The sequence below is a fragment of the Secundilactobacillus hailunensis genome, assembly GCF_005405185.1.
Taxonomy (GTDB): Bacteria; Bacillota; Bacilli; order Lactobacillales; family Lactobacillaceae; genus Secundilactobacillus; species Secundilactobacillus hailunensis.
Genome location: NZ_BJDO01000005.1, coordinates 40,015 through 52,468, shown reverse-complemented (window position 1 = coordinate 52,468; position 12,454 = coordinate 40,015). Strand labels below are relative to the sequence as shown.

General features: G+C 40.7%; 11 protein-coding genes. All 11 read left to right on the top strand.

The genetic code is table 11. The features are described 5' to 3' along the window. Positions 1-13: 13 nt before the first annotated feature. The 11 genes from FFM73_RS02480 to FFM73_RS02430 all read left to right on the top strand — a co-directional run bounded on the left by FFM73_RS02480 (position 14) and on the right by FFM73_RS02430 (position 12,213). Positions 14-1,432 (top strand): anion permease, encoded by a 1,419-nt coding sequence (locus FFM73_RS02480; RefSeq protein WP_137630206.1) that lies wholly within the window; start codon positions 14-16, stop codon positions 1,430-1,432. 140 nt (positions 1,433-1,572) lie between these two features. Next, on the top strand, positions 1,573-2,601 hold the full coding sequence (locus FFM73_RS02475) for a HoxN/HupN/NixA family nickel/cobalt transporter (RefSeq protein WP_137630205.1): 1,029 nt from the start codon (positions 1,573-1,575) through the stop codon (positions 2,599-2,601). Positions 2,602-2,630: 29 nt separating this feature from the next. Further along, positions 2,631-3,887 carry a lactate racemase domain-containing protein gene (locus FFM73_RS02470; RefSeq protein WP_137630204.1) on the top strand — a complete coding sequence of 419 codons (1,257 nt, stop codon included), beginning with the start codon at positions 2,631-2,633 and terminating at the stop codon, positions 3,885-3,887. Between the two features lie 19 nt (positions 3,888-3,906). After that, entirely contained in the window at positions 3,907-4,650 is a 744-nt protein-coding gene (gene larB, locus FFM73_RS02465) for a nickel pincer cofactor biosynthesis protein LarB (RefSeq protein WP_235874431.1), read from the top strand. A 20-nt stretch (positions 4,651-4,670) separates the two neighbouring features. Beyond that, on the top strand, positions 4,671-5,909 hold the full coding sequence (larC, locus tag FFM73_RS02460; RefSeq protein WP_137630203.1) for a nickel pincer cofactor biosynthesis protein LarC: 1,239 nt from the start codon (positions 4,671-4,673) through the stop codon (positions 5,907-5,909). Positions 5,910-5,926: 17 nt separating this feature from the next. After that, a complete protein-coding gene (gene larE / locus FFM73_RS02455) occupies positions 5,927-6,757 on the top strand; it encodes an ATP-dependent sacrificial sulfur transferase LarE (protein WP_137630202.1) in 831 nt (276 codons plus the stop codon). 229 nt (positions 6,758-6,986) lie between these two features. Further along, positions 6,987-7,898 (top strand): LysR family transcriptional regulator, encoded by a 912-nt coding sequence (locus FFM73_RS02450; protein ID WP_137630201.1) that lies wholly within the window; start codon positions 6,987-6,989, stop codon positions 7,896-7,898. 289 nt (positions 7,899-8,187) lie between these two features. Further along, positions 8,188-9,468, top strand: coding sequence for a 3-isopropylmalate dehydratase large subunit (locus FFM73_RS02445; RefSeq protein ID WP_137630200.1), 1,281 nt, complete (start codon positions 8,188-8,190; stop codon positions 9,466-9,468). Between the two features lie 16 nt (positions 9,469-9,484). Further along, positions 9,485-9,988, top strand: a complete 504-nt coding sequence (locus FFM73_RS02440) for a LeuD/DmdB family oxidoreductase small subunit (protein ID WP_137630199.1) — start codon at positions 9,485-9,487, stop codon at positions 9,986-9,988. Positions 9,989-10,334: 346 nt separating this feature from the next. Then, positions 10,335-10,982, top strand: a complete 648-nt coding sequence (locus tag FFM73_RS02435) for a GntR family transcriptional regulator (RefSeq protein ID WP_137630198.1) — start codon at positions 10,335-10,337, stop codon at positions 10,980-10,982. 196 nt (positions 10,983-11,178) lie between these two features. Beyond that, positions 11,179-12,213, top strand: a complete 1,035-nt coding sequence (locus FFM73_RS02430; RefSeq protein WP_137630197.1) for an AraC family transcriptional regulator — start codon at positions 11,179-11,181, stop codon at positions 12,211-12,213. Positions 12,214-12,454 lie beyond the last annotated feature (241 nt).

Below are 12,454 nucleotides of genomic sequence, written 5' to 3'. Positions count from 1 at the left end.
AGAGGTTAAGAAAATGAGCCTGGGAAAGGTTAAATACAGAAAGTTTATAGCACCGCTAGCAGTTGGAATTATTATATGGTTATTAACGCCATTTAAACCTGTTGGGGTTTCTATTGCAGCGTGGCATATGTTTGCAATTTTCGTTGCAACTATTATTGGGTGTATTACCCAACCACTACCGATTGGTGGTGTTGCAATTATTGGATTTACTATTACGGTTTTAACTGGCGAAGTACCAGTAGATACGGCTATTGCAGGCTTTGGGAATACTAGTATATGGCTAATTGTTATGGCATTTTTCATTTCGAGAGGGTTTATTAAGACTGGTTTAGGTCGGCGAATTGCCTTTAATTTTGTTCGACTTTTTGGTAAACGGACTCTAGGGTTGGCTTATTCGCTTATTGGAGTGGATTTAGTTCTTGCTCCTGCTACACCAAGTAACACTGCACGTGCTGGTGGAATTATGTATCCAATTATTCAATCCTTGGCGCAAGCCTTTGGCTCAACCCCGAAGGATAATACCCAGAGAAAAATTGGTTCTTTCCTCATTTATTCAGAATTTCAAGGGGATATTATTACTTCGGCTATGTTCTTGACCGCTATGGCTGCTAATCCATTGGCACAATCGTTAGCGAAACCGATGGGGATTCATATTACTTGGATGAATTGGTTTATCGCTGGTTTGGTCCCAGGTTTGATTTGCCTAATTCTTGTTCCTTTCATTATCTACAAAATCTTTCCACCTGAGATTAAGGAAACACCAAATGCTAAAGAGTGGTCAGAAAAGCAATTAACAGAAATGGGAAAATTCAGTAAACCAGAGAAATACATGGCATTAGTTTTTGTGGTTGCCTTGGTACTTTGGGTATCAGGATCATTCATTGGCATTGATGCAACTACAACAGCTTTTGTTGCACTTTCGCTTTTACTGTTGACTGGTGTTCTTTCATGGTCAGATATTACTAAAGAAACTGGAGCTTGGAACACATTGGCTTGGTTCTCTGTTCTAGTTATGATGGCTACTCAGCTGAATACTCTTGGATTTATTCCTTGGTTGAGCAAGACTATTGGATCTTCATTACATGGTATGAACTGGATACTTGTCATGATTATTTTGATTGCCGCTTACTTCTACAGTCACTACCTGTTTGCTAGTGCAACAGCCCACGTTAGTGCAATGTATAGTGCGTTCTTAGCTGTCGCTATTGCTGCTGGTGTGCCAACAATGCTAGCTGCCTTAATGTTAGGATTCTTTGGTAACTTGCTTGGTTCAACCACTCATTACAGTAATGGTCCTGCACCAATACTCTATGGTTCTGGGTACGTTACTCAAGGTGAATGGTGGAAGATGAACGCCCTTATGGGGGTCGTATATCTGATTATTTGGATCGGTGCTGGCTCACTTTGGATGAAAGTCATTGGTATGTGGTAAACATAGCAATCAATTTATCTGAACGGGAAGTCAAAAATTAATGAATAAACTGACGATAAACTTCAAGGAGATAATTCCAAGAAGTTTATTGGTCTATCAACTACAATTTGAAATATCGTGCGAAATTGTCTGTTAAGTCAATGAAAGTTGGTGATTTTGTGCAAAAACGTTATAAGTACCCGCTGATGCCAGATATTCTTAAATATGGGGGCGTTGTGTTAGTAATGTTTATTACTGGTACGTTTTTGGTAATTTCCTATATGGCGAAATACCCGTCACTATTATCAATGGCCTTCCTGTCCTTTGCTTTTGGGTTGCAGCACGCTTTTGATGTTGATCACATTACTGCAATTGACAACATTACCCGAAAAATGATCAATGATGGACGTAACACCCACGGGGTCGGTTTTAGTTTTTCACTGGGGCATTCCTTAGTGGTAATTTTGATGGCCGTTGTGACGATTTTCTTCGTGGAGTTATCCAAGAAACTCTTACCAGGACTAAAGAGTGTTGGTAGTATTATCGGCACGACCTTTGCTGGTGTCACGCTGATTTTCTTAGCGATTGTCAACGTTTTTATCTTTCTGAATATCTGGAAGGAATTTAAGCACTTAGATAAGTCAGCCAAAGAAGTTAAAATTGAGAAATCAAAGATTTACCTGATTTTTGAGAAAATGCTTCACCTGATCAATCATAATTGGCAAATTGTCTGCATTGGATTTCTATTTGGGTTGGGGTTTGATACTGCAACTCAAATTGCGGTGCTGGCGACTTCTGCAGTTACTACGAGTCAAGGGGTGCCATGGTATGCCGTACTATCTTTTCCATTGCTGTTTACCTCTGGTATGTGTTTTCTTGATACCAGTGATGGTATTTTTATGAGTACGGCTTATTCTTGGGTGTTTTCATCCCCGGTACGAAAGGTTTATTACAATATGATTTTAACGGGACTTTCCGTACTTGCTGCGCTGTTTTCTGGGATGGTTAATTTATTATTAGCCTTTAAGCTTATTTTTAAAGTTGATAATCCTTTAATTTCATGGGCAGAGGGGCTGAACTTCTTCCATTTGGGAATTGGCTTAGTGGTGCTATTCGTTGTGTTATGGTCAGTATCGTTATTCGGTTGGTATTATTTCGGTTTAAACAAGAAGGAAAAAGCGATTCACTAGAATCAGACTAAATATTGAGGGGTGATCTTTTGAAAGTCAGAGTACCATACGGAAAAGATGAAGAATTTAATATTGATGTTCAGGATTCACAGTTGACGGGGGTTTTTAATCCCAATAAAGTTGAAAAAGTGGATCAAGATTCAGCTATTGATGAAGCCTTAGACAATCCGTTTGATTCAGAAGCCTTTGAAAAGTTTATGGATACTGATGAACGAGTCGTCTTTATCGTTAATGATGGAACACGACCAACACCAACCGCCAAAGTTTTGAGTCATATTTATCCCAAGATCAAAGATAAAAATATTTACTTTATTATTGCCACTGGGGTCCACCGGGCACCTACTGAAGAAGAATATAACTTTATTTTTGGGAAAGACATTTATCAAGACTTGAAGCAGAAGAACCGGATTCATTGCCATGATTGTCACAATGACGAAATGGAATTTCTCGGGAAATCGTCTAACGGAACTGAAATGTACATTAATAAAATTGTGGCGGATGCGGATAAAGTAGTGCCAATCAGTTCAATTGAACCGCACTATTTTGCTGGCTATACGGGTGGTCGGAAATCTTTCCTGCCAGGGGTAGCTTCCTATGATACGATTTCTCAAAACCATTATTTGGCCTTACAGGATTCAGCACGGGCATTAGCATTAGATGGTAATCCAGTTCACGAAGACATGATGGATGCCATGCATGTGTTAAAAGACATCCATATCTTTGCAATTGAAATGGTGCTCGATAGCAGCCATGAAATCTATGCAGTCACGACTGGCGATTTAACTAAATCATTTTACGCTGGTATCGATAAGGCTAAAGAAGTCTATGGCGTTCAGATCCCGCACAAGGCTGACATTGTCATTTCAGTGGCACCATACCCAATGGATGTTGATCTGTATCAATCACAAAAAGCACTTGATAACGGCAAATTAGCCTTAAACAAGGATGGCATTTTAATTCTGGTCGCTAAGTGCCGGACTGGCATTGGTCCTAAGCCTTTCTATGATCTGCTAAGTTCGGAAAAGGATCCTCAAGCGGTATTGGACAAAATTCATTCTAGTTGGAAACTGGGATACCATAAAGCAGCTAAAATGGCTCAAATTGATATTTGGGCGCAGACTTGGGCGGTTACTGATCTAACTGACGAGGAAATGGAAAACGTTCACTTTAAGCCGTTCCATGACCTTAAAAAGGCCTATGCAGCGGCTCTGGCAGAGAAGGGTGATAGCGCAAGTGTGATTGTTTTACCAGCTGGTTCAATGACGGTTCCAGAAGTAACGAAGTAGATTTTAGGAGGGAGACGCTATGGGGCAAGATAAGATGATCGACATTTTAAAGGCAGTCCAGCGACACGACATCGATGTTGATACGGCTAGGCAAAAATTGGTCACGAATAAAGAGGCTTTGCCGTTTGCTGATCTTGATTTAGAACGTCAGCAAAGAACGGGTTATCCGGAAACCGTTTTTGGTGAAGGAAAGACTGCTGAACAAATCACCGCAATTATCGAAAAGTTTCGGGAAAATGAGCAAGTCGTTTTATGTACCAGAATTTCTCCTGAAAAAGCCCACTATGTTTCTCAAAAAATTGCACAGGCAAAATACTATCAAACCGCGCGTTGCTTAGTTATTGGCGACAAAATGACGGCCTCACCAGATTCATATATTGCAATCGTCAGTGCGGGAACCTCTGATATTCCGATTACTGAAGAAGCGGCTGTAACGGCCGAAACGTTTGGTAATCGTGTTGAACGTGTTTATGACGTGGGAGTTGCTGGCATTCACCGGCTATTCGAACATTTAGACGTCATTCGAGGCGCCAAAGTTGTCATTGTAGCAGCTGGCATGGATGGTGCATTGGCCAGCGTGGTTGGCGGCCTAGTTGCAAGCCCCGTCATTGCATTACCAACTAGTATTGGCTACGGCAGCAGTTTTAACGGTCTCAGCGCACTTTTAACGATGCTAAATTCCTGTGCAGAAGGGGTAACGGTCGTGAACATTGATAACGGTTTTGGCGCTGCTTATTCTGCCAGTGTGATTAATCATATGTAGATGAATTGAGGGTTAAAGTAATGAAGACTTTGTATTTAGATGCGTTTTCGGGTATGAGTGGCGATATGTTCCTTGGAGCGCTGATTGATTTAGGCGTTGATATTCACGATATTGAAGCAGAATTAAAGAAACTGCACGTCAGCGGCTACACTTTGACGGCTGAACGAATTGCCAAAAGCGCCATTTATGGCACTAACTTTGATGTTGTTTTGGACTCGGGTGAAGAAAAAGATCACGGCTTCATTGAACATCGCGAGCAGGAACACCATGGGCATCATCATGGTCGCCATCTTGACGATATTGTTAAGTTAATTGAGAACAGTCAATTATCCGAGACGGTTAAAAAACACGCCATTTCAATTTTCCAAGATATTGGTCGGGCTGAATCTAAGGTTCATAACGTGCCGCTGAATGAAGTTCATTTTCACGAGGTCGGCGCTCTAGATTCCATCGTTGATATTGTCGGTTCCTGCATTGCCATGGAGCTGTTGGGTGTTGATGACGTTAAGTGTTCGACCATTACAGATGGCACCGGTTTTATCGATGTTGCTCATGGCCGGATGCCGGTTCCCGTCCCCGCAGTCTCACAGATGCTAACTGAACGAACAATCCCAGTCAAACAAAACGTCAATGTTCACACGGAACTGCTGACCCCAACTGGTTTAGGAATCGTTAAAGAATTCGTGAGTGAATTCAGTTCACTTGATCAAAATGACGATATTCAAAAAATTGGTTACGGGTTTGGTAAACGCGATACTGGTCTGTTTAACGCATTACGGGTCTTTATTCTCGAGAAGACCGATTCCCATATCGATGTTTCGGGGACGCATGATCAGGTGGTTCAAATTGAAACCAATATTGATGATCAGACTGCCGAAAGTCTGGGCTACGCGATGGATAAATTGTTAGCCAACGGCGCGCTAGATGCGTTCTTTATCCCGATTCAGATGAAGAAAAATCGACCAGGAACTAAGTTGACTTTACTAGTAAAAAAACAGGATCAAGATAAGTTAACGGAACTGGTTTTCAAATATACGACTGCTAAGGGTGTCAGATACATCCCGTACGAAAGAACGATCATGCAGAGAAGTTTTGAAAAAATAACTTATAAAAATATGCCAGTTCGAATAAAAATTGCCAGTTTTAAAGCTGTTAAGCGGATCACTCCGGAGTATGAGGATTGCAAAGAGATCGCTGACAAATTTGATTTATCATTGGATACAGTGTATGACAATATTAAGAAACGCTATCAAGGTTAGAAATCGGAGGGAATATCATGGATATAGTAATGAGCAAAGAAGAAGCATTGAATGCAACTGTTAAACAGTATCACTCAGCACTGGTCGCATTTTCTGGTGGCATTGACAGCACGGTTATTTTAAAGGCTGCCATGAATCAATTAGGCAGTCAAAATGTGAAAGCGGTTGTTGCTAATTCTGAACTTTTTAGCGATGAAGAGTTTAACAAAGCAATTGCATTAGGTCGTTCACTGGGTGTAGAAGTTGTTGAAACCCAAATTTCGTACTTAGCCAATGACGATATTCGTCATAACACGGCCAACAGCTGGTATGCGGCTAAAAAGCTGTTTTATGAACGGATGAATGAACTTAAAGCACAATATCAAAGCGGTGTTGTTTTTGATGGCATCATCTATGATGATCTTGCTGATTACCGTCCAGGTTTAAAAGCCCGGGATGAAGAAAAAGCTGTTAGTCCACTGGAGATCAATGGCTTTACCAAAGCTGATGTGCGTGACCTAGCTCGTCAATATCAACTCACTAATTGGAACAAGGTACCGTCATGCAGTGTGTCTTCAAGATTCCCTTATAACACCACGATTACCCAAGAAAAGATCGATATGGTTATGAAGTCGGAAGCTTATCTGCGGTCATTAGGTTTTGGTACTGTCCGTGTTAGAGTACATGATACAGTGGCTAGAATTGAAGTCCCTGCAGATAAAATGACCGCCTTATTAACCATGGGTGCAAGCGTCAATGAAACATTGAAGGGCTTGGGCTTTAAGTATGTCTCGTTAGATCTTGGTGGTTTTGTAAGCGGCCATATGAATGACGAACTTAGTGATGACCAAGTAAAGGCTTATAAGTAATAAGTAGTGGAAAATTCAGGTCAATCCGGTTTGCTGGTGGCTTCTTAAGTCGCTGTTAACTAGCTCCTGTTGAGATCCAATCGGCACAGTCACATTTATTGTGGCTGTGTCTTTTTTTGTGTGTTTTGAAATGATCTTGGGATTGCCCAGCCAGCACGATCTTTTCGTTTGTGCTAAGCTATTGCTAAACTATGATGTGTAATTGCATCTAAGGAGCGGTGTAGTAAAGATGAATACGAAAGACCTCGCCTACTTTAAAGCATTAGTTGAAAAGCGAAATTATACATCTGTTGCTAAGGCTTTTAATGTGTCGCAACCAACCATTACTCAGGCGGTCAAGCGACTTGAACGAGAATTTAAAGATGAATTGGTTCACGTCGATCGAACCCATAGTCAAACCGAAATTACCCGGGCTGGATTATTATTATATGAGAAGGCCAGCGCGATTACGGCCAATTTAAATTTGGCCCATCAAGAAATTGAAAACGCAAAATTATCGAGAATTCGCTTTGGCCTGCCACCGATCATCGGGTCACTGTATTTCCCCTCACTGGCTGGTCAGTTGCTAAAAAACAGACTTTTACAGCGCTTAAACGTAGTTGAGACCGGTTCTGGTGGTTTATTAACTGCTGTGAAAGAGGGAACCATCGATATTGCACTGCTGGCTTCAGTTTTACCGCTTCACGATCCCTTATTAAACGTCAAGCACCTTGGCAGCCGACCTTTTGTGATCGTGGTCAGCCGTCAGCATCGACTAGCCAATCAAAACAACGTCTATTTTAAAGAACTAGCTAATGAAGAATTTATCATGTTAAACTATAAGTTTGTTCATCCTAAAGCCTTTAAAGCCTTTAGTCAGTTCGCGGGCGTTAATCCACCGATTATTTATAAAACCCCAGATATTTTGTGGATCACAAGTCTAGTCAAAGAAAATCTGGGGATCAGTTTGTTGGTTCATGATGTGATCAGTCCTGCCGATAAAGAATCACTGGCCTGTTTGACCATCCTGGATCCATTACCTGAAAGGTTCAATATTTCCATTGTTACTTGGCAAGGTTACATATTGACCGCTGATGAGAAACGGTTTATCAAAGTTTTGAAACAATTAAAAATATCGCAAAATGGTGACTATCAGAATTGATCAGTAACCGAGTATCAAAATACGGTTTAGTTACCTAGAATAGCGGCTGGTTTCCGGAACTTTAGGGAACCAGCCGCTATTCTTATTTCTTAAACATAACCCGACCTAACGCGGTTTAAGGTGATACTTCGGGAGGCGTTGCTTAGCCGATGAGTGTTCATTGTGGCTGATGATATTCTAAAAAAGAATATTAAGGATATTCTAATTTTGCTATTGAATTTCACTGGGAACAAGAGCAATAATATTGTATACAATATACGATATCTAATTTTAAGAAGGAGTGAACGGTATGCATGCTTTAGAGAAGATTCTTGCAAAAAATAGTGGAAAAGATCATGTTTCAGCTGGAGAAATTGTAACCGCAGACATTGATTTTGCGGAAATTAATGATTTGTATTTACAAACGGTTTATTCATTTTATGAAATGGGTGGTAAAAAGGTTTGGGACAATACGAAGTGCACATTTGTCTTTGATCACTATGCACCAGCTCCAGATGAAAAGGCCGCACAAAACCACAAGGAAATGCGCGAATTTGCCAAGAAAAATAATTTGAAATATCATTTTGATACGAATGCGGGTGTTTGTCACCAAGTAATGCCAGAAGCTGGATTAGCTTATCCAGGGATGATCTTGGTTGCCACTGATTCTCATACGACTACCCATGGTGCGTTTGGTGCCTTTGGTACGGGGGTCGGTGCAACGGATATGGCAACGATTCTCCTGACTGGTAAGCTATGGTTTAGAGTACCTGAAATCATTGAAGTTAGACTAGATGGCGAAGCTCCTGAAGGGGTCTTTCCTAAAGACGTTATCTTAAACGTTTTGGGTAAACTTAAAGCGGATGGCGCGGTTTATAAAGCCATTGACTTCACCGGTTCATACGTTGACCAACTGGGCGTTGCCGGTCGAATGACGATTTGCAACATGGCGGTTGAAATGGGTGCTAAAACAGCTTACATGCAACCTAACCAAGCCGTTTTAGACTACGTTTCAAAACGGGCGGTTAAACCTTTTGAAGTCCAATACACCGATGATGATTTTGAATATCAAGAAAGCCACCAATTCGATGTTTCTAAAATGCAACCAACCCTATCTTGCCCAAACAGTGTTGATAACGTTCATGCTTTGACCGACGTTGTTAAAGACGGTGATGTTGAACTTGATCAAGGCTACATTGGTAGCTGTACCGGTGGTCGATTCGAAGATATTGAAGTTGCTGCCAAAATTCTTAAGGGCAAACGTATTCCAAAGTTCAAACGGCTAGATATTGTACCCGCTTCAGCAGAAGTGATGCGCAGATGTATCGAAAAGGGGTATATCAAAGACTTAATTCTTGCTGGCGCAACGATTGCCGCTCCTGGATGTGCTGCTTGTTTAGGTATTCACGAAGGAATTTTAGCTTCCGGTGAAGTTTGCATGAGCAGTACCAACCGGAACTTCCCAGGACGGATGGGATCCGTTGATGCCAAGATTTATTTGGCTAGTCCAGCAGCCGTTGCTTCTAGTATCTTGAACGGAAAGATTACGGACCCTAGACCATATCTTGATGAAATTAAAGTGACAGACTAACAGGGAGGAATAAATTGTGAAAACGACAATTGAAGGAAAAATCATTGTATTAGGTAACAATATTGATACCGATCAAATTTATCCTGGTCGTTACTTGGAACTGACTGATCCAGTCGAAATCGGTAAGCATTGCTTAGAGGGTGTGGATAAAAACATTGGTAAGAACTTCCCTAAGGGTGGAATCGTCGTTGCCGGGACTAATTATGGCTGTGGTTCGAGTCGTGAACATGCCGTCATTACGATGCTGCACATGGGTGCCAGTGCCGTTATTGCGGACTCGTTTGCTCGAATCTTCTACCGCAACGCTGTTAATTTGTCATTGGTACCGGTTATCTGCAAAGGAATCAGTCAACATGTTAAAGATGGTGATGATTTGAAAATTGACCTTGATAAAGGTGTTGTTAAAGATTTAACCACTGGAGAAGAATTCAAATCTGAAAAAATCACCGGTCAACCCCTTAAGATTCTTGACGCTGGCGGTATCAAACCGTATATGCGTCATAAGTTAGGCGTTGATTAATAGTCAAGCCTTGCGTGACTGATGATTAAATGATTTTAGTGCTTTGGCTGAAAGTACGCGGTTTTGGTGATCATCAGGAAATTAGGCCACAAATTGGTTAGATTTCGAAGTATAGCAAATAAAGATGGTTTTCCGATTCGGAAAACCATCTTTATTTGCTATATAATAGGGACCTCATCGGTATTTTAAACTGAGTAGATAACTGATACATCAGGCATTATAGTAACTAAACATTTAACTTTATCGATCGTTTTTAGTATACTTATTCTATAAAGTTTTGCGATTAACCTATCAGTTTCACCACGATTACTCAGACTCAAAATTATAAAAGGACTGGTTAATTTACATGGAACCTATCAAACAGATGCCCACAAACATACGGGTTGCTTCTATTATGAGAAAAGCAATCTTAAGCGGTGAATATTCTGGGGGAGAAGAACTTAGTCTGACCCAAATTGCGACTGAATTGGGTGTCAGCCGGACCCCCGTGCGCGAAGCATTTCAAAAGCTGGGCTCAGAAGGGCTCATTGTTCTTCGGATGAACAAGGGTGCTATCGTCAGTAAGATCGATAAAAAATTCATAACTGATCATTTTGAAGTCCGGATCATTCTGGAGAGTGCCGCAGTCAAACGGGCCACTGAAAATCAAATGGATGTTCAAGGTTTAATCGATCGGGAACGAGCTTTAATTGATTCACCAGCTGCGACAGTTGAAGATTTTGCGTCACTTAATCAGACAATCCATACCGCTATCTGGAAAGCTGCCGATAACAATAAACTGTATAAAATCCTCGAAGAACTTTGGAACGGGGCCAGCACCAATACGATTCATCCAGCTTTGGAACATCATTTGAAATCTGCACATGAACATATTGAATTACTCACTGAGATCAAAAAAGGTCATGCTGAGGTAGCAGAAAATATTATGAAAAAACATTTGTTAAGAAGTATGAATAATATTTTAGATAATTTTAACTTCACTCAAAACATTTAAAATACCCCTCCTCCGAATTGTTAAATAATGTGCAAACGAGTACATTTACGGTCACAATTGTGCTGCGTTAAAACTTATACAGGTGAATGAGCTAAAAAATGTCAAATCTTGACTTGATATGTTTCAATGGACTATTTATTTGCAAGAGAAAGAAAGCTAAAGGCAACTAAGAATCACAAAAAGGAGCGGAAATCATATGACAAATGACATCACCTATTCTTCAGTGGCTCAGGTTAAATTTGATCTGCTGACTTATATGATTGGCAATTATCACTACAGCTGGCATGAGCAAGTGAAGCTGATCTGGTTGCTGAAAGGCACGGTAGAAGCTAACGTGGATGGCAAGCGCTATACGATGCACGAAAACGATCTTCTGCTTGTTAACGCCAACTGTGGTTTCGCGACTTTTGCGTTGTCTAGTGAATGTATTGCTATGCGGCTACGCATTATGCCGACCTTTTTACTCGACCAAGGGATCGATCTCGACCATGGCGCATTCGCACTTAACAGTGTCAAATTACCGCAACATCATGATTATGATCTGATTCGCCAAATCATGGCGCAACTGAGTCTGGGCTTGAAACCTGATCATTTGAATCACTTCAACATGAATCTGCTTTATTTCAGATTGATCGGTGTTTTGGTGAACGATTTCTTTGATCCGGAAGATACGGATAACATGAGTAATAATCAGCCCCAGCATCGCCAGAGCTCACTCAGCCGTGTCATTACGTACATTAATACTAACTATGCGCGAAATATCACTCTAGAGACTGCTGCGGCTGTGAGCCACTATTCAACCGCCTATCTCTCACGGATATTTAAGTCGGAAATTGGGATTAACTTCTATGAATATTTGACACGCTGTCGCCTACAGCACACGGTGATTGCTTTGGGCGATCTGGATACCAAGATTGCCGACATTGCTTTCAACAACGGCTTTAAAGAGGTCAAGTCGTTTAATATGATGTTCAAAAAACATTTTGGTCAGACCCCATCTGAGTATCGCAATCATCTTTCGCAAAATGAAAGTGCGCAAGCTGATCAGTTCAGACGACCGCTTTCAGCCGAGCAAAAATTATGGGTCACCCATCAGCTCACCGATTGGGCGGGAGACACTGCAGTCAATCAGCTTAGCGTCTGTAACACCTGTTCCTATCGAGAACATTTTGTGGAATATGAGGCGCTTAAAACGAAGGTCGATAAATTAAAATCATTGCTCAATCAATAAATCTTGGATAGTCAATTTTTGTGAGAAGATCAGGTAACTACCCATCACAAATTATGGCTATTTTCAGCTATAAAATGCACCATTAACAGCTTTTTGACTGTTGATGGTGCGTTTCTTTTTTTGCCGTCTTATAGTTAATTTTTAATATTAACCAAATTGATTATTTTATTTTTCTGATAAAACAAGTTATATAAGGGTTAGTTTTTTAAACACAAACTAACTACACTAAATTTATGAATTA

What these genes read in the sequence shown, in the direction of transcription:
- FFM73_RS02430 (WP_137630197.1), top strand. Translation starts at nt 11,179, where the DNA reads ATGACAAATGACATCACCTATTCTTCAGTGGCTCAGGTTAAATTTGAT.
- FFM73_RS02475 (WP_137630205.1), top strand. Translation starts at nt 1,573, where the DNA reads ATGAAAGTTGGTGATTTTGTGCAAAAACGTTATAAGTACCCGCTGATG.
- larE (WP_137630202.1), top strand. Translation starts at nt 5,927, where the DNA reads ATGGATATAGTAATGAGCAAAGAAGAAGCATTGAATGCAACTGTTAAA.
- FFM73_RS02445 (WP_137630200.1), top strand. Translation starts at nt 8,188, where the DNA reads ATGCATGCTTTAGAGAAGATTCTTGCAAAAAATAGTGGAAAAGATCAT.
- larC (WP_137630203.1), top strand. Translation starts at nt 4,671, where the DNA reads ATGAAGACTTTGTATTTAGATGCGTTTTCGGGTATGAGTGGCGATATG.
- FFM73_RS02480 (WP_137630206.1), top strand. Translation starts at nt 14, where the DNA reads ATGAGCCTGGGAAAGGTTAAATACAGAAAGTTTATAGCACCGCTAGCA.
- FFM73_RS02435 (WP_137630198.1), top strand. Translation starts at nt 10,335, where the DNA reads ATGGAACCTATCAAACAGATGCCCACAAACATACGGGTTGCTTCTATT.
- FFM73_RS02450 (WP_137630201.1), top strand. Translation starts at nt 6,987, where the DNA reads ATGAATACGAAAGACCTCGCCTACTTTAAAGCATTAGTTGAAAAGCGA.
- larB (WP_235874431.1), top strand. Translation starts at nt 3,907, where the DNA reads ATGGGGCAAGATAAGATGATCGACATTTTAAAGGCAGTCCAGCGACAC.